We start from the raw sequence: 23,586 nt of genomic DNA on the forward strand, positions 1-23,586 counted from the left end.
TTTTCAAGCTGCGTCGTCCTTTTTCAACCGCTCTAACATCCACTGGTCAATGCGCGCGATCTGGTCAGCACTCAAACGCAGCCCCAGCTTGTTGCGACGCCAGACCACGTCCTCGGCGCTGAGGGCGTATTCCTTGTCAATCAGCCATTCGAGTTCTCGCGCGGTGAGGGTTGCACCGAAGTCTTCACCCAAATCAGCAGCGTCTTTTGCGTCCCCCAACACGGTACGCGCTTCTGTCCCGTATGCGCGGATCAGACGAGCCGCCCATTTTTCAGTGAGGAACGGATAGTCCTGGATCAACGCCTGCTTAAGGTCCTGCACGCCATCGACGGGAAAGTTTCCACCTGGCAAAGACACGCCCGCTGTCCAGGGTCCGGGCAGGTTTGGGAAATGCTCGGCGACTTTCTCAAGCGCGCTCTCCGCCAGGCGACGGTAGGTCGTGATCTTGCCTCCGAACACGTTCAAAACAGGCGCCCCGCCCTTCGCATCGACCTTCAAGGTATAGTCCCGTGTCGCCGCCGTCGCGCTGCTGGCCCCATCATCATAGAGCGGCCGTACGCCGGAATAGGTCCAGACGATATCGTCTTGCGTCACCGGTTTCTTGAAATACTTGGTTGCGAACGCGCACAGGTAGGTCTGCTCGGCCTCGGTGCAGACCGGAGGGTCTGAGGGATCCGAATGGTCCTGATCCGTCGTACCGATCAGGGTAAAATCCTGTTCATAAGGAATGGCAAAGATGATGCGGCCATCCTCGCCTTGGAAGAAGTAACACTTGTCATGATCGTAGAGCTTCTTTGTCACGATATGACTGCCGCGCACCAGACGAACACCCTCGCGAGAGTTCACCCGGATCTTAGTCTGGATAATGTCCCCTACCCACGGGCCGCCTGCATTGATCAGCATCCTTGCACGGACCAGCTGGCTTTCCCCGGTCGCCCGGTCGCGGATGGTGACATGCCACAACTCGTCAACTCGTTCGGCCGAGACAACTTCGGTCTGCACCATGATCCGCGCACCCCGGGATTCGGCGTCGCGCGCGTTTAGCACCACCAGCCGCGCATCTTCGATCCAGCAGTCCGAATACTCATAGGCAGTCTCGAATTTGCCCTGTAATGGACCACCTTCCGGAGCGCTTCGCAGATCCAGCGACTGCGTTCCCGGCAGAATTTTACGGCCTCCAAGGTTGTCGTACATGAACAGACCCAGACGGATCAGCCACGCGGGGCGACGCCCGCGCATCCAAGGCATGACGGTGCTGAGCAGCTTCGATGTCGGCGTCTCGGAGTCAAAGCGCATGTCCTTGTGATAGGGCAGCACAAAGCGCATCGGCCAGCTGATATGGGGCATGGCGCGCAACAGCGTCTCGCGCTCGATCAGCGCCTCGCGCACCAGCCGGATCTCAAAATACTCCAGATAGCGCAGCCCGCCATGAAACAGTTTGGTCGAGGCTGATGACGTCGCCGAAGCAAGATCATTCATCTCGGCCAAGGTGACAGATAGACCCCTCCCCGCCGCATCGCGCGCGATGCCGCATCCGTTGATCCCGCCGCCGATGATGAACAGGTCGCTGATCTGATCGTCTGTCGCTTGCATGGCTTGTGATTCCCTATCCAATCTGGTTGCGCGCATTAATCAGCACTACATTCGTGTAATCAATGTTTATGTTCGTTTATTTTCGTTTTGTAACACAACTATGAAAATTCTGCATGGCCGCTTGCTAATTTTGACCAAAAGAAGAAAAACGAAAGCAACTTACCTGAATGGGATCCCACATGTCGCTCTCTTTCCGCCAATCCGACATTCTTGAGATTGTCAGCACCAAGGGCCGCGTGACTGTTGACGGCTTGGCCGAGCTGTTTGGCGTGACGGTCCAGACTATCCGCCGAGACCTGTCCGAGTTGGCCGATGCTGGCAAGCTGGACCGTGTGCATGGCGGGGCTGTCCTACGCTCCGGCGTTTCAAATATCGGGTATGAGGACCGCCGTACCCTGAATGCAGACGCGAAGGTCAGAATGGCAAAGGCCTGCGCCAATGACATTCCGGACGGCGCGTCGGTCTTCATGAATATCGGCACCTCAACCGAGGCCGTGGCGAGGCAGTTGCTGAACCACAAGGACCTGATGGTGGTAACGAACAACACGAACGTCGCCAATATTCTCGTCGAAAACCCAGATTGCGAGATTGTGGTGGCCGGTGGTGTCCTGCGCCGCTCGGACGGAGGTCTGGTGGGCAATCTCACCGTTTCGACCATCCGTCAGTTCAAGTTTGACTATGCGGTGATCGGATGTTCCGCGCTGGACCCTGATGGTGATCTGCTGGATTTCGATTTTCAGGAAGTCCATGTCAGCCAAACGATCATCGCGCAGGCCCGACGCACGCTGCTGGTGGCCGACCACTCTAAATTCCAGCGGCTTGCCCCTGCCCGCATCACCTCGCTGGCCGAGATTGATGGCTTCTACACTGATCAGCCGCTTACCTCCGAACTCGCGGCGAAATGTGCAGAATGGGGCACAGGTCTGATCGTCTGTTCTGACTGATCCGCCGTGTCTCAACTACGGAAACGTTAGGTCCCAACACAAAGTCATTGACGAGACAGGGGCCTACGTCTGAGGATGAGACAACCTTCCCGACAGGAGGCATCGAGCATGGGACTTTTGGGGCAGCCGCTAGGCTACTACGACTATCTGACATTCGTGGCATTGATCCTGCTTTTGGCAGCGGTGATGGCGCTGTTTCTCTTCCTTATGGGCCTGCCCGGACGGATCGCGATCAAGCGCAATCATCCACATGCCGAGGCGGTCAAGATCATGGGATGGATGGGTTTTTTGGCCGTTGTCCCGTGGGTTCATGCTTTTATGTGGGCGTTCCACGATGGCGTGACGGTCGACATGCGACGCGGTCCGGAAGAGGAGAAAGACGCCATCCGCAAGGATATCGAACGCCTCGGTGGTACGGTCAAAGAAGAATATCAGGCCGCGCCTGACGAGACGCAGAAAAGCTAAGGCCAAAGGAAACACTCAGACATGTTCGTCGCCCTCGGCATTACGCTGTTCTACATCATTTTCGTCTGGTTCATCTTCTTCAAGATGGAGTGGCTCAAGTTCAACATTGCCTGGGGGATTGTGTCCTTCTGGGTAGGGGCGCATTTGCTGCTGATCTTCCTTGTCGCGCTGCGCTTCTTTCAGCCCTTCTCGGTCGACAGCCATGTGGTGCGATCGACAATTCAAATCGTGCCAAAACTGACGCAGCCTACGATTCTGACCGAGGTTCTAGTCGAGCCGAACACTCAGATCACTAAGGGCGACCCGCTCTATCGTTTTGACGATACCGTGTTTTCGTTGGCCGTCGACAATGCCAAGGCGCAACTGGTTGCCGCCGAGCAGAATGCCAAGATTCTGGAACAGGATGTCATTGCCAAAACCGAAGCCGTCGAGCGCGCCAATGCGCAACTGGCCTACGCGTTGACCGAACAGGCGCGGTACGAAAATCTGGTGCCTGCAGGCGGTGCTCGTCAGGATGAGCTGGATCGCTGGAACGAACAGGTGTCCGAGGATACCGCCTCGGTCAAACAGGCCGAAGCCAATCTTGAAAAGGCAAATCTGGCGCTCGCCTCGCAGATCGATGGCGTGAACACGGGCATCCTGCAAGCACAGGCGCAGCTGTCCGAGGCACAGTATTTTCTGGATAACACTACGATCTATGCCCCGGAAAACGGCATGATCGTCTCACAACAGGCCCGTCCGGGTTTGGTAGTGGGTGACATTCGTTTGGGAGCGATAGCCAGTTTCGTCACTGAAGACAGCCCCTATCTTTTGGCAACCTTCCGCCAGCAGAACCTGAAATTTGTTGAAGTAGGCCAAGAGGTTGAAGTCGCCTTGGACCTCTATCCCGGTGAAATCCTAACCGGCAAGGTCGAGGCGATCTGGTGGGCCACCCGTCAGGGTCAGTACCTGCCCTCAGGCCGCCTGCCCGGTTTTGAGCTGCCCAAGCTACCCGGTCGAATTGCTGTACAGATCACCGTCGATCTGCCGGAAGAGCATATCCTGCCCGCTGGCGGTCATGCCGCCGTGGCGATCTACACCGGTCAGGGCAAAAGCTTCGAGTTTCTGCGGCGCATCAACATCCGCCTGTATTCCTTCGCCAATTTCATTCGACCGCTAGACATTTGAGGACGCGCATCATGACACGGGCCACCCCCTTTCGACACTTGATGGGAACAGCCCTCTGCGCCGCGTTTCTGGTAGCCTGCGCGCCAGTTGGTCCTGATTTCGTACGCCCGAACTCTCCGGTCGTGAAACAATGGATCGAGGTGAACAGCCCTAGCACCGGGCAAAGCGGCCTGACCTCGCGCAGCGCGCCGGTCGTGAAGTGGTGGGAGACGTTCAATGACCCCACCCTCAACAGACTAATCGCCGAGGCCTACGCCCAGAACCTGTCACTACAGGTCGCTGGCGCGCGGGTCCTGCAGGCGCGGGCACAGTTGGGCATCGCCTTTGGCGAGTTGTATCCGCAATCGCAGGTCCTCGGGGCCTCAACCGAGCGGCGGCAGATCAGCGATAATCTCGGGCCCATCGCTGACATCAACCGGATCATTCCCCTGGATACCGAATTCTCGACCTCTCAGGCCGGGTTTGATGCGCAGTGGGAGTTGGACGTCTGGGGCGCGCAACGGCGTGGTGTTCAGGCGGCGCGATCGAATTTGGCGTTGCAGGTGGCGAACTATGATGACGCGTTGGTGACGCTGACGGGTGATGTCGCAGCGCTCTACGTCAACATCCGCGCCTTGCAGGAGTCGCTGGGCGTCGCGCGTGAGAACATCAAACTACAACAGGAGTCGGCAGACCTGACCCAGTTGCGGTTCAACAACGGCATCACTACCGAGTTGGACGTACAGGAATCCACCGCTCTGCTGAACAACACCAAGGCCCTGGTGCCCGAGCTTGAGAGCGATCTCCAGCAAACCAAGAACGCTCTGGCCGTATTGCTGGGGACCACCCCGTCGCGCATGTCCAGCCTTCTAGGCAATTCCGGTCGCATCCCCTCGGCCCGTTCCAACGTCGCGGTTGGCGTCCCGGCTGAGTTGTTGCGCCGTCGACCGGACGTGAGAGCCGCCGAATTGGCCGCAGCCACGCAATCGGCTGAGGTTGGCATTGCCATGGCGGATCTCTATCCGCAGTTCATTCTGTCCGGCTCGGTTGGGTTGCAGGCCTCGGGCGGGCGGAACCTGTTCAGCTCGAACAGCACTACGGGCCTCGCCAGCGCTGGAGTCGTTTGGAACGTACTGAACTATGGCCGCATCAAGAACAACGTCCGGGCGCAGGATGCCGCCTATCAGGCGCTGATCGCCAACTACCAAAACACCGTTCTGACCGCCTATTCCGAGGTCGAAAGCGCCATGGTTGCCTATGCACAAGCGCGCAAGCAGGTCGGGTTCTATCAGCAAAGCGTCGATGCCTCGCGCAAGGCGGCAGAGATCGCCGTCAATCAGTACACCGACGGGATCGCCGACTACTCCCGCATATTGAACACGCAGACGGCCCTACTGCGGTCTCAGGCCAATCTGATCGAGGCTCGGCAACAGGTCTCCAGCAATCTCGTCGCCGTTTACAAAGGCCTTGGCGGCGGTTGGCAGATTCGCGAGAACAGAGAATTCCTGCCTGATACCGTTCTGGCCGAGATGGCCTACCGCACCGATTGGGGCGATCTGCTGCAGGAAACACCGACCCACGCCAGCCTAAACTAGGCGCTATTTGGTCAGGCCCCGCAGGCCGCCCGAGATCAGGATGTTCACCTCATACAGGATACGCGGCGCGGCAAGCCCTCCGGGGCTGGCGAGATAGTTCGGACTCCATTCCGGATCGAACTTCTGTTTGAACGCGCGTAGCCCTTCGAAGTGATAGAATTGCTCACCATGTTCGTAGACGAACCCTCCGATCCGGTTCCAAAGAGAGGCGAGCTGACGGTTCTCGATCCCCGAAAACGGCGCCGCGCCAAGTGAGAACCAGTGGAAACCCTGCTCGGCCCCCCAGGACATCATCTCGGCAAATAAGGCATCCATGACGAAGCTGGGGCTTTCCGGTTCGTAGCGCATCAAATCTAGGGAAAGTTCGGATTTATGGCCACCTTGAAACAGGTTGGCAAAGGCCATGATCTGACCGGTTTCTCCGTTCCGCAAAATGGCGTGGTCGAAGTAGGACAGGTAGTCATCGTCAAAACCACCCAAGGCGAAGCCTTTCTCGGCCCCTGCTTTTTGCTCCAGCCAGTGATCGGAAATCGCCCTCAGCTGCGGCAGAACGGGCGCAAGGTCTTCTTTTGGAATGATCTCGAACACATAGTCTTCCCGCTCGGCCCGGTTCTTGGCCTGACGGAAGCGTTTGCGGGATTTGCCATCCAGCGAGAAGTCTTTTAGCGGCACGCGCGCGACCTCTCCTATCTTCAGGATCGACAGGCCGAGGTCCAAAAACGTCGGCAAGTACTTGGTCGAAACGCTGTAGAAGGCGCAAAGCTTACCCTCTCGATCCGCCATTTCACGCAGTTGCCAGACCAGTTGCTTGCCAGCCTTTTCATCGCCCACAGGCTCACCCTTTGAGATGATGGCATTACCCGTGTCGGCATAGGCGATGAACGCAGACTCATCAGGCGCAATCAGGAATTGCTTGTCACCGGTGAGGGAAATCTGAGCCTCGGTATCTTCGCTCTCCATCACCAGCTTTTCGACGCATTCTGGGATTTCCGTCCGCACCGGCGCTGGTATTTCACGCCCGAACAAGGACGTAACGGCCACAATCCCGAGGATGACCGCCACCACGAGGCTGGAGCGCAGGAACCGGGAGGCATCGCCATTCCAAGCGAACTCCCACCACAAGGCATTCTGGTACTGCACGTGGGAATAGGCGAAGAGGCCGATCCAGAAAATGACAGCGAGCAGCGCCATAACGCTGACCAGCCAGGGGATGTTCAACCGGAAGATCGACGCTCCGCTGACGCGGTAGAACGCACCACGGAAAAGCGCCAATACGGCGATCGTGGCCAACATGCCAAGCGCCTCATGCGTATCCAAACCCTTGGCCAGTGACGCGGCGAAGCCCGCGACCATCAGCAACATCGCGACCACCCACGCGCGGTAGAGCTTGCGGAACAGCCCCCGCGACACGAGCAGCAGCAGCACACCGACGGCACTGCCTGCCAGATGCGAGGCCTCGACGAAGGACAAAGGCAAAACCTCGCGCAACGCGCCGAGGCTTTTGCTGTCCGTCGGCAACGCGCCCGAGACCAGCAGGATGATCCCAGCAACCGCAGTCACCCCCGCCGCAACCATCGGCACAATGGGACGAATGGCGCGGTACACCCATGTCCCTGCCCCGATGATCCGATGGCGCTGAGTCAGCGCCGAGGCAACAGCGATGGATAGACTGGCGATGGCGAAGGGCAGGAACGTGTAAACGACGCGGTAAAGCAGCAGCGCCGCAATAACATCCGACCGACCCGAGGCACCCAACCCTGCGACCAGCGTCGCCTCAAACACGCCAATACCGCCTGGCGCGTGGCTGACGATCCCCACGGCAATCGCGGCGATGAAGATGGTAAAGAAATACGGATATCCCACCCCAAGGTCGTCCGGCATCAGCACGTAAAGGACCATGGAGGCCCCGGCCAGATCCCCAATCGCCGCCAGCGTCAGGCAAGAGGCCAGCTTGCCGCCCGGCAGTTGGAAGCCAATCCCCAGAACCTCTAACCGACGCCCACCGGTGGAGAGCCAGACAAAAACGGCGATCAACGCGCCAAGCAGACCCAACCCGATAGCGGTCTCAACCGTCGCGCTGATCGGCAGAGCGTTTGAAATACCGTCGGGGTGAAAGGTCAAAAGCAGGCCGAGGACCAAAACCAGCCCCGTCCAGAACGCTACCCAGGACGTGGCGATGACTCCGGCAACGCGGCTTAGATCAAGGCCCAGAGACGCATATATCCGATATCGGATGGCCGTTCCGGTGATGTAGGAAAAGCCCAAACAGTTGGACACCGCATAGCCGCTGGCTCCGGCCATTCCTGCAACCGGCAGAGGGACCTCCCCGTCTGCCACGCTTTGAACCGCGAAGACATCGTATAAAGACAGCGAAAAGAAACTGACCGCCGTCCAACACAGAGCATAAAACATCACGCGCCAAGACGTTTCCGAGATATCCGCCTGAACGTCTGCCCATTTCACATGAGAAGACAGCTCATGCAGAACCGTCAATGCAATCAGGGTGACAAAGATCGGGATGGCGATGCGGACCCATGGCTTCTCAAGGAATGCGGTGATCTTTTCGGCCAATTGCACGGCCCGTGGTTCGTGCTGCTGAGTGGTCATATTCGATCAATCCTGCCTGTATCTCCGCCGACTGTGGCACAATTTCCGTGGCCGACAAAGCGTAACGGCCCGTTTCACCCAGCGTTTTCAGAACCTTCCCTTGCGCGTGGACAGCAGAAGATTCGTCTCGGACCGGGTGATCCCTTCCATGCGGCGGATCTGGAACAAGACCTCATCAAGTTCCGCAAGCGTGTCCGTACCGATCTCAGCGATCAGGTCCCAGCTTCCGTTTGTGGAATGCACGGCGCGCACCTGCCGTAGCGCTCCGATCCGGGCCATAGTGCGTTCGGTCCCGCGCCCCTCGATCTCAAGCATCATCAGGCCCCGAACCGGGCTTTGCGCCACATCGCGCTTGGTCTGAACGGTAAAGCCTACGATCTCGCCAGACTGCTTGAGGCGTTGCAGCCGACTACGAACGGTCGTGCGCGTGACGCCAAGCGTCTCGGCCAGCTCAGACAGCGACGCCCTCGCATCCCGATGTAGCGCACTGAGCAGCCTGTTATCCAAATCGTCCATGAATTGCTTCCCTTTCGGATATTCACCTTTCTTATTGAGCAATTTGCTCTCTTCACGCAAGACAGACTGTCACGTTACATGAGGCATATGGATACGAAGAACATAGTTTTGGTTGGTGCCCCCATGGACGCGGGCAAGCGTCGGCAGGGTTGCCGAATGGGCCCCGATGCCTACCGTGTGGCCGGGCTGGATCGCGCGCTTGCGGATCTTGGTCATACGGTGACCGATTACGGAGATGTCGCCCCGGATGCGGTCGAGACCTCGGACCACCCGCACCTTTTCGCCCTGCCCGAGTGCATCGGGTGGACGCAGGCTTTGGCCCGGGTTGCAACCGAGGTCTCGCCCCAAGGTGTGCCAATCTTCATGGGTGGCGATCATGCCTTGTCGATGGGAACCGTGGCCGGAATGGCGGATCATGCACAGCGCGTCGACCGACCTCTGTTCGTTCTGTGGCTGGACGCCCATAGCGATTTTCACACCCCCGGCAGTACCGACAGCGGCAACCTGCATGGAACACCTGTCGCCTACTTCACTGGCCAGCCCGGGTTCGAAGATTTTCCACCCTTGTCTGCCGTGGTTCCGACCAATCGCGTTGGTATGATCGGATTGCGTTCGGTCGATCCCGCTGAACGCGCCGCGCTTGAGAAGAACCACGCCATGCTGGCCGATATGCGCAGCATTGACGAGCATGGGATCAAAGCGCCCCTCATGGCCTTTCTGGACCGCGTAAGGGCTGAGAACGGCATCCTTCATGTCTCACTAGATGTCGACTTCCTCGACCCTGCGATCGCGCCCGCTGTTGGAACCACCGTGCCCGGAGGCGCCACAGAACGCGAAGCCCATCTGGTCATGGAGCTTCTGCATGAAAGCGGGCTGGTCTGCTCCCTCGATCTGGTCGAGTTGAACCCCTTTCTGGATGAACGCGGACGCACCGCAAAACTCATGGTCGATCTGGCCGCATCCCTGATGGGACGCCGGATCTTTGACCGCCCCACTCGGAGTTTCTGATGACTGCACCTTCTGACAAGGCCCTGGTGCCCTTTGTTTCCGTCGACAACATGATGCGGCTGGTTCACCATGTCGGTGTCGAAAAGATGATCATAAGGATCGCCGAACAGATCGAGGCCGATTTCAAACGTTGGGAAAGCTTTGACAAGACCCCTCGGATTCCGGCGCATTCCCCGCATGGGGTGATCGAACTCATGCCGACATCGGATGGTGAGGCCTACGGGTTCAAATACGTCAATGGCCATCCAAAGAACACGTCTGAAGGGCTGCAAACAGTAACGGCCTTTGGACTGCTCGCGGATGTTTACACGGGCTACCCGACCCTTCTGACCGAGATGACCATCCTGACCGCCCTAAGGACGGCGGCGACATCGGCTTTGGTCGGTCGTTATCTGGCCCCCAAGGGTGCCACCACCATGGCCATGATCGGCAATGGCGCGCAGTCTGAATTCCAATGCCTGGCCTTCAAAGCCATGTGCGGCATCGACACCGTGCGGCTTTATGATACGGACCCGAACGCCACCGCCAAATGCGCGGCTAACCTGCAAGGCAAAGGCCTGAACGTAGTGCCCTGCAAAACCGCCGAAGAGGCGATCGAGGGCGCGCAGATCATCACCACCTGCACCGCGGACAAGAAATATGCCACGATCCTGACCGACAACATGGTCGGCGCGGGTGTCCACATCAACGCGATTGGCGGCGATTGCCCAGGAAAGACTGAACTGCATCGCGACATCCTTCTGCGCTCGGAGATATTCGTGGAATACCCCGAGCAAACCCGGATCGAGGGCGAAATTCAGGCGTTGGAAGATAATCATCCTGTCACTGAACTGTGGCAGGTCATGACCGGTCAGGCACGCGGTCGGACAGACGACAAGCAGATTACGCTGTTCGACAGTGTCGGCTTCGCCATCGAGGACTTTTCGGCTCTGCGCGTCATCAAGAGTGCGGTCGCGGAGACTGACTTCTTTGAGCCACTGGACATGCTGGCCGACCCCGACGATCCCCGCGATTTGTTCGGGATGCTCATGCGCGCCGGCTAACCCGCTTCCGATCCTGCACCGGGTCAGTGTCGAAATGGGCTCTGCCCTCCGCCGCCCGTTCCGGGCGACTCCCCCGGGATATTTTTGGCTAGATGAAGAAACGGATCCTTAACCTAGGCTCAGTACTCTTGTTTTGCGGTACAGGCGGGGACGCCGATGACCGCGCCAAGTGAAGCTCTCCGACGCTGATGTTGGAGAGCGGATCCCTGCTTCATCTGGCTAAAAATATCCCGGAGCGCGAGGCAGAGCCTCGCAAACTCCTAGCCAGCCAAAGACGGCAAGTAGAGAACGATGCCCGGAAATGCCACAAGAAGCGCAATGGTGGCCGCGTCTGCCAGGAAGAACGGGGTGACCCCCTTGAAGACGTCCTGAACACTCAGGTCCGGCCGGACCCCTGCAACCACAAAGCAGTTCAGACCAATGGGTGGCGTGATCAAACAGAATTCTGCCATTTTCACCACCAGAATCCCAAACCAGATCGCGCACATCGGGCCGGACATGCCAAAAGCGCTGTCTGCTGCGCTGACGGTTTCCCCTCCGTTCAGGGCCATGACAGCGGGGTAGACGACGGGCAAGGTCAGCAGCAACATCCCGATGGCATCCATGAACATGCCTAACACGGCATAGGCCAAAAGGATGCAGATCAGGATTAGCATCGGTGACATCTCTAGCGAGGTTATCCAATCCGAAAAAGCGCCCGGAAGATCTGCGAAGCCCAGGAACCGCACGTAGATCAGCACGCCCCAGATGATCGAGAAGATCATCGCCGTGAGCTTCGCTGTCTCTAACAGAGCTGATTTGAATTCGGGCCAGCGCATGCCATGAACCAGGGCGAAACAGAAGACGATGAACGCGCCTATGGCTCCGCCTTCGGTTGGGGTACCCCACGCCTGTTCTCCGAATGGGTTGTAGACGAAACAGATTATGATCAGGATGACGGCGACAATCGGGATCGCCCCGGGAAGTGCTTGGAACCGCTGTTTCCAAGTGAAACCGGTGACAGGAGGGCCAACGGACTTGAACACAACCGCGATACCGACAATGAGCAAGCCATAGATCACGGCAGAAAACGCTCCGGGAATGAAGCCCGCCAGCAGCAGCTTGCCGACGTCCTGTTCAACGATGATGGCATAGATCACAAGGATGGCTGACGGCGGGATCAGCGAGGCCAGCGTCCCCCCAGCTGCAACGACGCCTGCGGCGAAGCGCTTGTTGTAGCCAACGCTCAGCATTTCGGGAATTGCTATGCGGGCAAACACGGCCGAGGTGGCAACTGAGGCGCCAGAGACAGCAGCAAACCCTGCCGTGGCGAATATGGTGGAGACCGCGAGGCCTCCGGGAACCCAGGCGATCCAGCGTTTGGCTGCTTCGAAAAGCGCGCGCGTCAGGCCTGCGTAGTAGGCAAGGTAGCCGATCAGAATGAAGGTCGGGATCAGGCTAAGCGTATGGGCGGCGACCTTTGAATGGGGCACCTGCCCTGCTGTTTTGACGGCGACGGTGAGAGCCTTGCCAAACCGATCGGGGTCATACCCGAACTTGGCCCAGAAAATCCAAACCAAGCCAAAGAGCCCGGCCAGACCTGCTGCAAAGGCCACTCGCATGCCCGTGACAACAAGGACTAGCAGCCCAGCCGTTACCCAAAGGCCGATGTCAATCGTGTCCATCTGCTAGTCCTGCCCTTCGAACTGCTCTGCCTCTGCGGCAGCCTGCGCTGCGGCGTCTTGGATCAAGGGCACCGCCACGGGTGCCTCAAGCCCAAGAACAAAAGCGCGGCCATAGCCCCAGATCTGCAAAACCAGCCGGAGTGACAAGACCGAGAACGCCACTGGGGCCAGCAGTTTCGCGGGCCAAAGCGGAATGCCTATGTCAATTGAGCTGTCGCGGCTCCACATCGGCGCGCCGAAATCAAAGGATCGGTCGAAATGGGACCAGCTGCCCCAGACCAATGCCAGCATCAGGACAAGGATCAGGATGACCGAGATCAGCTCGAACAACCACAGCGCCCGTCCGCGCAGACGCGAGATCACAATGTCCATCCGTATATGGCCGCCATCGCGCTGCACGTAAGAGATGCCGAGAAAGGCGATCAGTGGCATCGCCTGTTCGATCCAGTCCACATAGCCCGGCAACGGCGCGTTTATCGCGTTGCGGCCGCTGACCGAGACAACGGCCAGGACCATCAGTCCAAAGACGGCTATTCCGCTGATCAAGGCGAGAGCCCGCTCTAACTTCAGCAAGTGCTGATCGATCTGGCTGAGGCGACTGCCATCCTCCAGCACCGTGGCCTGTCCCGCCATTCCGGTGATCCCCTTTGTCAAGAAAGGCCGGGCGCTAGGACGCGCCCGGCGAATGCGATCAGTTGCCGCCGCGCTGTTGCGTCAGCGTGGTCTGAACCAGATCGTAGAGGTCCTGCGCTGGCAGGCCCTGCGCGCTCATATCTGCTATCCACTGCTCTCGGATCGGATCGGCGGCCTTGGCGCGGAACTCTTCAATGACCGCGTCGTCGATCATTACCTTCTGCACACCCTTTTCTTCCAGGACGCTATCCCATTGCTCCAGAAGCCCAGCATAGTTGGCCAGATAATGCTCAATGGCCTCATCAATTGAGCTATCAAGCGCTTCGCGGTGCTCAGGTGACAGCGCTTCATACGCATCGATATTCGCAACGACGGGGCAATTTACTGTGCCGGGGTTAAGGTTTGCCGTCCACCAATCCGCTTCATTGATCGTACCGAAGGACAGGTGCGCGTGCTGCGCGAAGGCGACCGTATCGACTACACCGGATTCCATGGCGTTAAACGCCTCAGTCGCAGGGACAGAGGTTGGGACACCGCCCACGGCCTCAAACGCTTTGCCCAGACCACCTGTTGCGCGGACGCGCATTCCTTCGAACGCGGCCAGATTATTGCGTGGATCGCCGGTGCCGACCAGATTGTACTGCGGCATCGGCGAGGTCATCAGAATGCGCGCATTCCATTGCGCCATTTCTTCAGCCACCGCTGGGTGATCATAGACCGCATGGCTGACGGCAACCTCCTCTTCCAGATTGTTCACGCCTAGAAACGGCAACTCCAGCACCGTAATCGCGCGGTTTTTGTCGCGGTGATAGCCGGCACAGAACTGTGCAATCTCGAATGCGCCAATCTCGATGCCATCCAGGTTCTCGCGCGGCTTCGACAGGCCGCCATAGCTGACATTGATCGTGAACTCTCCGCCGGTTTTTTCCGAGACCAGCTCGGCCAGTTTTTCGACATGTTCGGTAAAGGCGCGGCGCTTGCCCCAGACCGAGGCGTTCCATTCGGTGGCTGCGGCCTCGGACACGAAGGCAACGCCAAGGGCGGCGACGGTGGCACCGCTCAGCATCTTTTTCATAGTAAGTTCTCCCTTTATTGCGCCCCCTCCCGAGGCGCTTGAAAGGATGCTAGCGCCAACATGTATATGTGCCAACCCCTGCGTCCTGATAGGTGATTTTCAGACTGATCTTTTAAGTTTTCATGCTTAACGACATACGCGCGAAAAAACCGGTTTTCGCGTTTAACGGTCGAGCTAGCAACGTTACAAACTTAACATTGTTATGAAAGGATTTTTCACGTTCATTCGAGTTTTGTTGACTCTTTCACCCCCTTTGGAAAAATTTCTTTACAAACAAATCCAAAGAATACGGCAATTTATTTCATTATTTTCTGAACCCGGCCATACTTCGTTTGGGGAGGAACGGGATCGACTATGCCCAAATAACTGGCAAGATATGTCCCAACGTTACTAGCCTAGAGGGAGGAGCCTCAACATGACCACCGCTGCCCAGGCAGATGCCAAGACCTATCCGCCAACTGCAGAAACCGTCGCGCACGCGCATGTCGACGCTGCTAAATACGACGAGATGTATTCTGCATCGGTAAATGACCCAGACGCGTTCTGGGGCGAACACGGCAAGCGGATCGACTGGATCAAGCCCTTTACGCAGGTCAAGGATGTCAACTACGATTTCGGCTCGGTCAAGATCAACTGGTACGCCGATGGCACTCTGAACGTCTCGGCCAACTGCCTGGATCGCCATCTGGAAACTCGCGGTGATCAGACCGCAATCATCTGGGAACCGGATGATCCAAATGACGCGGCCCAGCACATCACCTATGCCGAGTTGCACCGCCGCACCTGCCGCATGGCCAATATTCTGGAATCGATGGGCGTTCGCAAAGGTGATCGCGTCATCATCTACCTTCCGATGATCCCCGAAGCCGCCTATGCCATGTTGGCCTGCGCGCGCATCGGTGCGATTCACTCGATCGTTTTTGCAGGCTTCTCGCCTGACGCTCTGGCGGCCCGTGTTAACGGTTGCGACGCCAAAGTCGTCATCACTGCAGATGAAGCCCCGCGCGGCGGCCGCAAAACGCCGCTGAAATCGAACGCTGACGCGGCGCTGCTGCACTGCAAAGACAGCGTCAAATGCCTGGTCGTCAAACGCACGGGTGGTCAGACCACTTGGATCGATGGGCGTGACTACGACTACAACGAAATGGCGCTGGAGGCCGATGACTATTGCGCCCCAGCCGAGATGAGCGCTGAAGACCCGCTGTTCATTCTTTACACGTCGGGTTCGACCGGCCAGCCCAAGGGTGTGGTTCACACTACCGGCGGCTATCTGGTCTATGCCGCAATGACCCATGAGATCACCTTCGACTATCATGAAGGCGATGTGTACTGGTGTACGGCAGACGTGGGTTGGGTCACTGGCCACAGCTATATCGTCTATGGTCCGCTGGCCAATGGTGCCACAACCCTGATGTTCGAAGGTGTGCCGACCTACCCGGATGCAGGCCGCTTCTGGGAAGTTTGCGCCAAGCATAAGGTCAACCAGTTCTACACGGCCCCAACCGCGATCCGCGCCCTGATGGGACAAGGAAGTGAGTGGGTCGAAAAGCACGATCTCAGCGACCTCAAAGTTCTGGGCACCGTGGGTGAGCCAATCAATCCCGAAGCCTGGAACTGGTACAACGAGGTTGTCGGTAAGGGCAAATGCCCGATCGTCGATACGTGGTGGCAGACTGAAACCGGTGGTCACCTGATGACCCCCCTGCCCGGCGCGCATGCGATGAAGCCCGGCTCGGCGATGAAGCCGTTCTTTGGCATCGAACCAGTGGTTTTGGACCCGCAATCCGGCGTCGAGATAGAAGGGAACGGTGTCGAAGGTGTACTGTGCATCAAGGACAGCTGGCCCGGTCAAATGCGCACCGTCTGGGGCGATCATGAGCGGTTCGAGAAGACCTATTTCTCGGACTACAAAGGCTACTACTTCACCGGCGACGGCTGCCGTCGTGACGAAGGTGGTGACTACTGGATTACCGGCCGCGTCGATGACGTTATCAACGTCTCGGGCCACCGCATGGGCACCGCCGAGGTCGAAAGCGCGCTGGTCGCGCATGCCGCAGTGGCCGAGGCCGCCGTGGTGGGCTATCCCCATGAAATTAAAGGACAAGGCATCTATTGCTATGTCACTCTGATGAACGACCGTGAGCCTTCGGATGAGCTGTTGAAAGAGCTGCGCACCTGGGTTCGGACCGAGATCGGACCGATCGCCTCGCCTGACGTCATTCAGTGGTCCCCAGGTCTGCCCAAAACACGCTCGGGCAAGATCATGCGCCGTATCCTGCGCAAGATCGCCGAAAACGACTTTGGCTCGTTGGGCGATACGTCAACTCTGGCCGATCCGTCGGTCGTCGACGACCTGATCGCAAACCGAGCGAATAAGTGAGGGCATGATGGACGCTGCAACCATGACAACTCCCGCTGTCCTCATCCTTCTCGGCCCTCCGGGCGCCGGGAAGGGCACTCAGGCGCGCATGCTGGAAGACAAGTTCGGGCTGGTGCAACTCAGCACCGGTGACCTTCTGCGTGCGGCCGTTGCTGCAGGCACCGACGCCGGAAAGGCGGCGAAGGCCGTGATGGAAGCCGGCGAGCTGGTCAGCGACCAGATCGTCATCGACATCCTGCGTGACCGCATGGCGGAAGCCGACTGTGCCAAAGGGGTCATCCTTGATGGCTTCCCCCGCACCACCGTTCAGGCCGAGGCGTTGGATGGCCTTCTGGCTGAAAAAGACCAGAAGATAAGCGCCGCGATCAGCCTTGAGGTTGAGGATGCGGAAATGGTGATCCGGATCTCGGGCCGTTACACCTGCGCCGGTTGCGGTGAAGGCTACCATGACACGTTCAAGAAACCGTCGGTCGACGGCACTTGCGACAATTGCGGCGGGGCTGAGTTCAAGCGCCGGGCCGATGACAACGCGGAAACCGTTGCCTCACGCCTCAGCGCCTATCACGCACAAACAGCCCCACTGATCACCTATTACGACGGTCAGAGCGTTCTGAAGCGGACGAACGCCATGGGCAAGATTGAAGACATCGCGCGCGACCTGGAGGACATCGTCGCCAGCGCGGTGAATTAAGGGCGGGAGACAGGCCGTAAGACCTTGATCCTTAAACAGAATACTTCGATGCACCGCCTTGGCGGAACAGAGGAGTTTTGTCAGATGCCACGGGGTATCTGTCACATTCGAAAAGCGGTCCGGCGCGCTGGAGGAACGAAGCAAAGGACCGCCCAACGAGGAAGCGAAGGAGGAACCCGCAATGGCGGATCAATCTACCAACTCCGCGCAGACTGCCGAAGCCGATAAGGGCTATTGGCAGGCCAACCTGCGCCTCATCTACATCAGCCTCGCGATCTGGGCGCTGGTGTCGTTTGGATTCGGCATCCTGCTGCGTCCGCTGCTGTCCGGCATTTCTGTTGGCGGTACCGATCTGGGCTTTTGGTTCGCTCAGCAGGGATCAATCTTGGTCTTTCTGGTGCTGATCTTCAACTACGCCTGGCGCATGAACAAGCTAGACGCCGAACACGGCGTAGACGAAGAGTAAGGGAGAGCGGGGACAATGGATCAGTTTACCATCAACCTGCTGTTTGTTGGCGCATCCTTCGCGCTATACATCGGCATCGCGATCTGGGCCCGTGCGGGTTCCACATCTGAATTCTACGCTGCTGGTCGCGGCGTTCACCCGGTCACCAACGGTATGGCGACAGCGGCGGACTGGATGTCTGCGGCCTCGTTCATCTCGATGGCGGGCCTCATCGCCTTTACCGGCTATGACAACTCGACCTTCCTGATGGGTTGGACCGGTGGCTACGTGCTGCTGGCTCTGCTGCTTGCGCCCTACCTGCGTAAGTTCGGCAAATACACCGTCTCGGAATTCATCGGCGACCGTTTCTACAGCCAGACTGCACGCGTCGTTGCAGTGATCTGTCTGATCGTTGCATCGGTGACCTACGTGATCGGTCAGATGACCGGCGTTGGCGTGGCCTTTGGCCGCTTCCTTGAGGTTTCGAACACTTCCGGTCTGCTGATCGGTGCCTGTGTCGTGTTTGCATACGCGGTGTTTGGCGGGATGAAGGGTGTGACCTACACCCAGGTTGCTCAGTACTGCGTGCTGATCACAGCCTACACCATCCCGGCGATCTTCATCTCGCTGCAGCTGACCGGCACGCCGATCCCGGCGCTGGGTCTGTTTGGCGATACCGCAAGTGGTGAGCCGCTGCTGACCAAGCTGGACGCGATCGTGACCGAACTGGGCTTTGCCGAGTATACGGCGCACCACTCGAACACGCTGAACATGGTGCTGTTCACACTGTCGCTGATGATCGGAACTGCGGGTCTGCCGCACGTGATCATGCGCTTCTTCACCGTGCCGAAAGTGTCTGACGCCCGCTGGTCCGCTGGCTGGACGCTGGTCTTCATCGCTCTGTTGTATCTGACCGCCCCTGCGGTTGGCGCAATGGCGCGTCTGAACATCACCGACATGATGTGGCCCAACGGTGGCATCGAAGGCGGCGCAGTTTCGGTCGAAGCAATCGATACCGATCCGCGTTATGACTGGATGCAGACGTGGCAGAAAACCGGTCTGCTGGACTGGGAAGACAAGAACGGCGACGGCAAGATCCAGTATTACAACGACAAGTCCGAAGCGATGACCGCCATCGCGGAAGAAAAAGGCTGGGTCGGAAACGAGCTGACCAAGTTCAACCGTGACATCCTTGTTCTGGCCAACCCCGAGATCGCCAACCTGCCGGGTTGGGTGATCGGTCTGGTCGCTGCCGGTGGTCTTGCGGCTGCTCTGTCGACCGCTGCGGGCCTGCTGCTGGCGATCTCGTCGGCGGTGTCCCACGACCTTGTCAAAGGTGCAATCAATCCGCAGATCTCGGAAAAAGGTGAACTGCTGGCCGCGCGTATCGCAATGGCCGTAGCCATCCTGGTTGCAACCTATCTGGGTCTGAACCCACCGGGCTTTGCGGCACAGACCGTGGCCTTGGCCTTTGGTCTGGCGGCTGCCTCGATCTTCCCGGCGCTGATGATGGGGATCTTCTCGACCCGCATCAACAACACCGGCGCGGTTGCTGGTATGCTGGCTGGTCTGGTTGTCACTCTGGTCTATATCTTCCTGCACAAGGGCTGGTTGTTCATTCCTGGCACCAACTCGTTCACCGATGCTGATCCGCTTCTGGGTCCGATCAAGTCGACCTCGTTCGGCGCCATCGGTGCAATGATCAACTTCGCAGTTGCGTATGTTGTTGCCGGCATGACCAAAGAGACTCCGCAGGAGATCAAAGATCTGGTCGAAAGCGTACGCATTCCCCGTGGTGCGGGCGCAGCTCAGAACAAATGAGCCTGATGCGGCCTGAGGTTCTTGCCAATGGCCGCGTCTTTCGATCCACTACTCCCGTCCGGCACACCACCGGGCGGGATTTTTGTTCCACGGAGTTTTTAGATGCCCCTGTCCCATGACCAGATCACCCGGTTTCTGGAATCCGTACATCCCTATGACGCCCTGCCCGCCGACGTTCTGGATGAGGTAGCCAAGCAGATCGAGGTCTGGGAGGTAGATGAGGATTACCCTGTTTACGATCTGGGCCATAAACTGCCCGGCGTATTCGTGATCTATGAAGGACAGGTTGAAATCACGGATGAGAACGATGAGGTCGTTTCGCATCTGGGCTTGCGCAATTCCTTTGGTGAACGCGGGCTGCTGAAAGACGGCAAAGCTGCAACCAAGGCGCGCGCCCATACCCCATCTGTGCTGATCGTACTGCCACCTGAATTGGTGCGAGAGTTGATCGACAACCATGATGTGGTCTCGAAATTCTTCGATCGCTCACGCGGGGGCCGCAGCGGTCCGCAGAGTTTGGCGACCAGCGCCATTGATGTCCTGATGGCACACAATCCGTCCACCTGCCCTCCGGCCACGACCGTGCGCGACGCCGCGCGCCTGATGCGCGACAAGGGGATTTCGTCGCTATGCGTGACAGAGGCCGACGATCTGGTAGGCATCACCACCTTGCGTGATATCTCGGGCAAGTTTGTGGCGGATGCGATGCCCGCGGATACTCCGATCTCACAGATCATGACGCCGAACCCAACTACCCTTTCGCCTTCGGATATCGGGTCCGATGTGCTGCACGTCATGATGGAGCGCGGGATCGGCCACATCCCGATATGCGAGGGCGGTCGTCTAGTCGGGGTCGTCACGCAGACAGACCTGACCCACTATCAGGCCGTGAACTCGGCCGAGCTTGTTCGCGGAATTGCCCATGCCGACACTGCCGAGGAAATGGCCAAGGTCACGGCAGAAATCCCCCAGCTGCTGGTGCAGCTGGTCGCCGGCGGCAACCGGCACGAGATCGTGACCCGCTTGATCACGGATATCGCCGATACGGCCACGCGTCGACTGCTGAGCCTCGCCGAAGCCAAACTGGGACCGCCGCCGGTGCCTTATCTGTGGTTGGCCTGCGGCTCGCAAGGACGGCAGGAACAGACAGGAGTATCCGACCAGGACAACTGCCTGATACTGGACGATGCGGCGACCGAAAACGACATGGCCTATTTCACGCAACTGGCCAAATATGTCTCGGACGGGCTGGATACCTGCGGCTATTTCTACTGCCCAGGTGACATGATGGCGACCAATCCGCGCTGGTGTCAGCCGCTGCATGTCTGGCGCGACTATTTCAAGGGGTGGATCGCCAAACCGAATCCCGAAGCGCAGATGTTGGCCTCGGTCATGTTTGACCTGCGTCCTATCGGCGGCTCGTTCGAGCTGTTTGCCGATCTTCAGGCCGATACGCTGAACGCGGCCAATGCGAATTCGATTTTTGTCGCGCATATGATCTCGAACTCGCTGAAACATACACCGCCCCTAGGTCTGTTGCGGGGGTTTGCCACCATCCGCTCGGGCGAGCATCGCAATACGCTGGATCTGAAACACAATGGCGTGGTGCCCGTGGTCGATCTGGCGCGGATTTACAGCCTGCAGGGCAAACTGCCCGAAGCCAACACCCGCGCCCGCCTGAAAGCCGCCGAGGCTGCAGGCGTCCTCAGCCCATCGGGCGCGCGCGATTTGCTGGATGCCTATGATCTGATTGCGGAAACCCGGCTGGAACATCAGGTCGCACTGGTCAAATCCGGCGAAAAACCCGACAATTACCTGCCACCTACAAACCTGTCGGATTTTGAGCGCAGCCACCTGAGGGACGCATTTGTTGTGGTGAAAACCATGCAATCCGCCGTTGGTCACGGCAAAGGAATGCTGGGTTAAAATCGAGAGATCAGGGTCGCCCTCGGTGATCGAATTTGAAACGAAAAGAATGGGCGAGTAGCGCCCGAAGGCTGGAGAAGACCAATGTTTCTGGAATTGATCGGTACGATATTTGCGGGCTTTGCCTTTGCTGGGATCGTGCTGGTGCTGAACAAGCTGACCGGCGGAAGGTTGCCCCGGTGGGCAACGCCAGTTGCTGCGGGGCTGGGCATGATCGGGATGACGATTGCCAGCGAATACTCGTGGTACGACCGCACCCGCGAAACGCTGCCGGACAGTGTCAGCATCATCCAAGAGGTCGAAAGCCGCGCGATTTACCGCCCCTGGACCTATGCCGTGCCTTTCGTGGACAGGTTCGCGGCCATCGACACAGACTCGGTACGCAAGAATGAACAAGTGCCGGATGAACGGCTGGTCGAGCTCTATTTCTTTGGCCGCTGGGCACCGGTCTCGAAGGTACCGGTGGTCGTAAACTGCGCCGAAAACCTGCGGGCCAATCTGGCCGACGGGGCCGAATTTGGCGACGATGGCCGCGTTCTGAATGCCGACTGGATCAAAGCCGGGAACGGCGATCCGATCATCGATGCCACCTGCGGAGTTTGATCATGCTGACCAAGTTGAGCCTGCGTCTGAGAATCTTTCTGTTCTTCTGCCTGTTAGCGGCTGGTGGGCTAGCGGTCAGCGCTCTGGCGCTTTGGTTCAGCTATGCCCGCGAGGGCAACCCCGCCCTTTTCGACCCGTTCCTTTTTGCCGGGATCGTGATTGCCTTTGGGCTGTTGGCCTTGGTCGCCGGGGTCTGGTTGCTGTTTGACGACAACGTGGCAAAACCGATTGAGCGTCTGTCAGCCGAATTGCGCGCTCGGGCCCATGCCGGGGTTAGCAGCAATATGGATGTGCAGACGGCAAAATACCTGGGCGACCTTGCCCCGGCCGCCGCTGGGCTGGCGGATCAGCTGTCGCACAAGACGCTCAGCGTCGCAGAGGCTGTCGCATCCGAGACTGCTCAGCTGGCTGCCGAAAAGAACCGGCTCACCGCCCTATTGACCGAAATACCGGTCGCCATGCTGCTCGCCAGCCCGAACCACAAGATCGTCCTCTATGACGCGCAAGCGGCCGAGGTTCTAGCCCAGATCGCACATCCCCGCCTGAACGCCGCGCTTGAGGACTATCTACAGCCAGACGCGCTGTATGCCGCCTATTCGAAGCTGGTCAAAACCGGTCAGGACGTCACCTGTACGTTGACCAGCGTCGACGGAGCGCAGACTTATTCCGCGCGCGTGAAACCTTTGGGGGATGCGCCCGGATACATGCTGATCTTCGACGACAGCGCGGCGCAGATCGCCCCGGACGCGGCGCGCCCGCTAGTCTATGATTTCGATCTGTTGAACATGTCCGCCTCGGGTAGCTTCGAGGCCCAAACGATTGAAGATCTATGCTTTGTGGTATTCGACACCGAAACCACCGGACTGTTGCCGCACAAGGACGAGATCGTTCAGATCGGTGCGGTCCGGGTCGTGAAGGGACGCATTGTCGACGGCGAGCGGATCGACATGCTGGTCAATCCCGGCATCCCGATCCCAGCGGCCTCGACCAAGGTTCACAAGGTCAGCGACCAGATGGTTCAAGGCGCGCCTGACATTGGTGAGGCTGGTCGCATCTTTCACCAATTCGCACGGGACGCCGTGATTGTTGCCCATAATGCGCCATTCGACATGGCATTCCTGCGCCGTCACGCCAAGCGGATGGGTGTTGAATGGGACCACCCAATTCTGGACACTGTGCTTCTGTCTGCTGTCCTGTTTGGCGCCAGCGAGACGCATACACTGGACGCGCTATGTGACCGTCTAGACGTAGAAATTCCCGAAGCGCTCCGTCACACGGCGCTAGGGGATGCGGTGGCCACGGCTGAGGCGCTTGTGCGGATGCTACCCATGCTGAAAGCGCGGGAAATCACCACCTTCGGCGCAATCATCACCGAGACCCGCAAACATGGTCGCTTGTTGGAGGACCTGAACTGACCTAGTTTTTCAACGT

The 23,586-nt window shown here is 58.6% G+C and carries 19 protein-coding genes; 13 read left to right on the forward strand and 6 right to left on the reverse strand.

The window, feature by feature from the left end; genetic code table 11:
- Positions 1–3: 3 nt before the first annotated feature.
- Entirely contained in the window at positions 4–1,593 is a 1,590-nt protein-coding gene (gene glpD / locus ACR0AI_RS04030) for a glycerol-3-phosphate dehydrogenase (RefSeq protein WP_480671768.1), read from the reverse strand.
- 179 nt (positions 1,594–1,772) lie between these two features.
- On the opposite strand from glpD, the gene ACR0AI_RS04035 reads away from it, so the two are divergent.
- From ACR0AI_RS04035 to ACR0AI_RS04050, 4 genes are all read left to right on the forward strand, one after another.
- A complete protein-coding gene (locus tag ACR0AI_RS04035; RefSeq protein WP_480672369.1) occupies positions 1,773–2,537 on the forward strand; it encodes a DeoR/GlpR family DNA-binding transcription regulator in 765 nt (254 codons plus the stop codon).
- 108 nt (positions 2,538–2,645) lie between these two features.
- Positions 2,646–3,002 carry a DUF3302 domain-containing protein gene (locus tag ACR0AI_RS04040; RefSeq protein WP_170690003.1) on the forward strand — a complete coding sequence of 119 codons (357 nt, stop codon included), beginning with the start codon at positions 2,646–2,648 and terminating at the stop codon, positions 3,000–3,002.
- Positions 3,003–3,023: 21 nt separating this feature from the next.
- Positions 3,024–4,169, forward strand: coding sequence for an HlyD family secretion protein (locus tag ACR0AI_RS04045; protein ID WP_170638894.1), 1,146 nt, complete (start codon positions 3,024–3,026; stop codon positions 4,167–4,169).
- 11 nt (positions 4,170–4,180) lie between these two features.
- Positions 4,181–5,743: an efflux transporter outer membrane subunit gene (locus ACR0AI_RS04050; protein WP_480671770.1), complete on the forward strand. Its 1,563-nt coding sequence runs from the start codon at positions 4,181–4,183 to the stop codon at positions 5,741–5,743.
- A gap of 3 nt (positions 5,744–5,746) precedes the next feature.
- On the opposite strand, the gene mprF is transcribed toward ACR0AI_RS04050, so the two are convergent.
- A complete protein-coding gene (gene mprF / locus ACR0AI_RS04055; protein WP_480671772.1) occupies positions 5,747–8,350 on the reverse strand; it encodes a bifunctional lysylphosphatidylglycerol flippase/synthetase MprF in 2,604 nt (867 codons plus the stop codon).
- Positions 8,351–8,437: 87 nt separating this feature from the next.
- Complete coding sequence (locus ACR0AI_RS04060) at positions 8,438–8,866, reverse strand: Lrp/AsnC family transcriptional regulator (RefSeq protein ID WP_170469819.1); 429 nt, start codon at positions 8,864–8,866, stop codon at positions 8,438–8,440.
- 87 nt (positions 8,867–8,953) lie between these two features.
- On the opposite strand from ACR0AI_RS04060, the gene rocF reads away from it, so the two are divergent.
- Positions 8,954–9,874, forward strand: a complete 921-nt coding sequence (gene rocF, locus ACR0AI_RS04065; RefSeq protein WP_480671774.1) for an arginase — start codon at positions 8,954–8,956, stop codon at positions 9,872–9,874.
- On the forward strand, positions 9,874–10,917 hold the full coding sequence (locus ACR0AI_RS04070; protein ID WP_480671776.1) for an ornithine cyclodeaminase: 1,044 nt from the start codon (positions 9,874–9,876) through the stop codon (positions 10,915–10,917). The genes rocF and ACR0AI_RS04070 overlap by 1 nt, the downstream gene beginning before the upstream one ends.
- 260 nt (positions 10,918–11,177) lie before the next feature.
- Here ACR0AI_RS04070 and ACR0AI_RS04075 read toward each other — a convergent pair whose 3' ends face one another.
- Genes ACR0AI_RS04075 through dctP form a run of 3 tightly spaced genes read right to left on the reverse strand, consistent with a single transcriptional unit; the run spans position 11,178 to position 14,289 of the window.
- Positions 11,178–12,581, reverse strand: a complete 1,404-nt coding sequence (locus tag ACR0AI_RS04075; protein ID WP_170376654.1) for a TRAP transporter large permease — start codon at positions 12,579–12,581, stop codon at positions 11,178–11,180.
- A gap of 3 nt (positions 12,582–12,584) precedes the next feature.
- Entirely contained in the window at positions 12,585–13,214 is a 630-nt protein-coding gene (locus ACR0AI_RS04080; RefSeq protein WP_480671777.1) for a TRAP transporter small permease subunit, read from the reverse strand.
- Between the two features lie 58 nt (positions 13,215–13,272).
- Positions 13,273–14,289, reverse strand: coding sequence for a TRAP transporter substrate-binding protein DctP (dctP, locus tag ACR0AI_RS04085; protein ID WP_480671779.1), 1,017 nt, complete (start codon positions 14,287–14,289; stop codon positions 13,273–13,275).
- 415 nt (positions 14,290–14,704) lie between these two features.
- Between dctP and acs the strand changes: the two genes are divergently transcribed.
- From acs to ACR0AI_RS04120, 7 genes are all read left to right on the forward strand, one after another.
- Positions 14,705–16,669 carry an acetate--CoA ligase gene (gene acs / locus ACR0AI_RS04090; RefSeq protein ID WP_480671781.1) on the forward strand — a complete coding sequence of 655 codons (1,965 nt, stop codon included), beginning with the start codon at positions 14,705–14,707 and terminating at the stop codon, positions 16,667–16,669.
- A 7-nt stretch (positions 16,670–16,676) separates the two neighbouring features.
- Positions 16,677–17,360 carry an adenylate kinase gene (locus ACR0AI_RS04095; protein ID WP_480565927.1) on the forward strand — a complete coding sequence of 228 codons (684 nt, stop codon included), beginning with the start codon at positions 16,677–16,679 and terminating at the stop codon, positions 17,358–17,360.
- A 181-nt stretch (positions 17,361–17,541) separates the two neighbouring features.
- Positions 17,542–17,826, forward strand: coding sequence for a DUF4212 domain-containing protein (locus ACR0AI_RS04100; RefSeq protein ID WP_170376639.1), 285 nt, complete (start codon positions 17,542–17,544; stop codon positions 17,824–17,826).
- 15 nt (positions 17,827–17,841) lie between these two features.
- Complete coding sequence (locus tag ACR0AI_RS04105) at positions 17,842–19,626, forward strand: sodium:solute symporter family protein (protein WP_170376637.1); 1,785 nt, start codon at positions 17,842–17,844, stop codon at positions 19,624–19,626.
- Positions 19,627–19,728: 102 nt separating this feature from the next.
- Complete coding sequence (locus ACR0AI_RS04110; RefSeq protein ID WP_480671783.1) at positions 19,729–21,552, forward strand: DUF294 nucleotidyltransferase-like domain-containing protein; 1,824 nt, start codon at positions 19,729–19,731, stop codon at positions 21,550–21,552.
- A gap of 84 nt (positions 21,553–21,636) precedes the next feature.
- On the forward strand, positions 21,637–22,155 hold the full coding sequence (locus tag ACR0AI_RS04115; protein ID WP_480671785.1) for a hypothetical protein: 519 nt from the start codon (positions 21,637–21,639) through the stop codon (positions 22,153–22,155).
- Positions 22,156–22,157: 2 nt separating this feature from the next.
- Positions 22,158–23,570: a 3'-5' exonuclease gene (locus tag ACR0AI_RS04120; protein ID WP_480671787.1), complete on the forward strand. Its 1,413-nt coding sequence runs from the start codon at positions 22,158–22,160 to the stop codon at positions 23,568–23,570.
- The last annotated feature ends 16 nt before the right edge of the window (positions 23,571–23,586 follow it).

The sequence above is a fragment of the Ruegeria sp. BG3 genome, assembly GCF_056538485.1.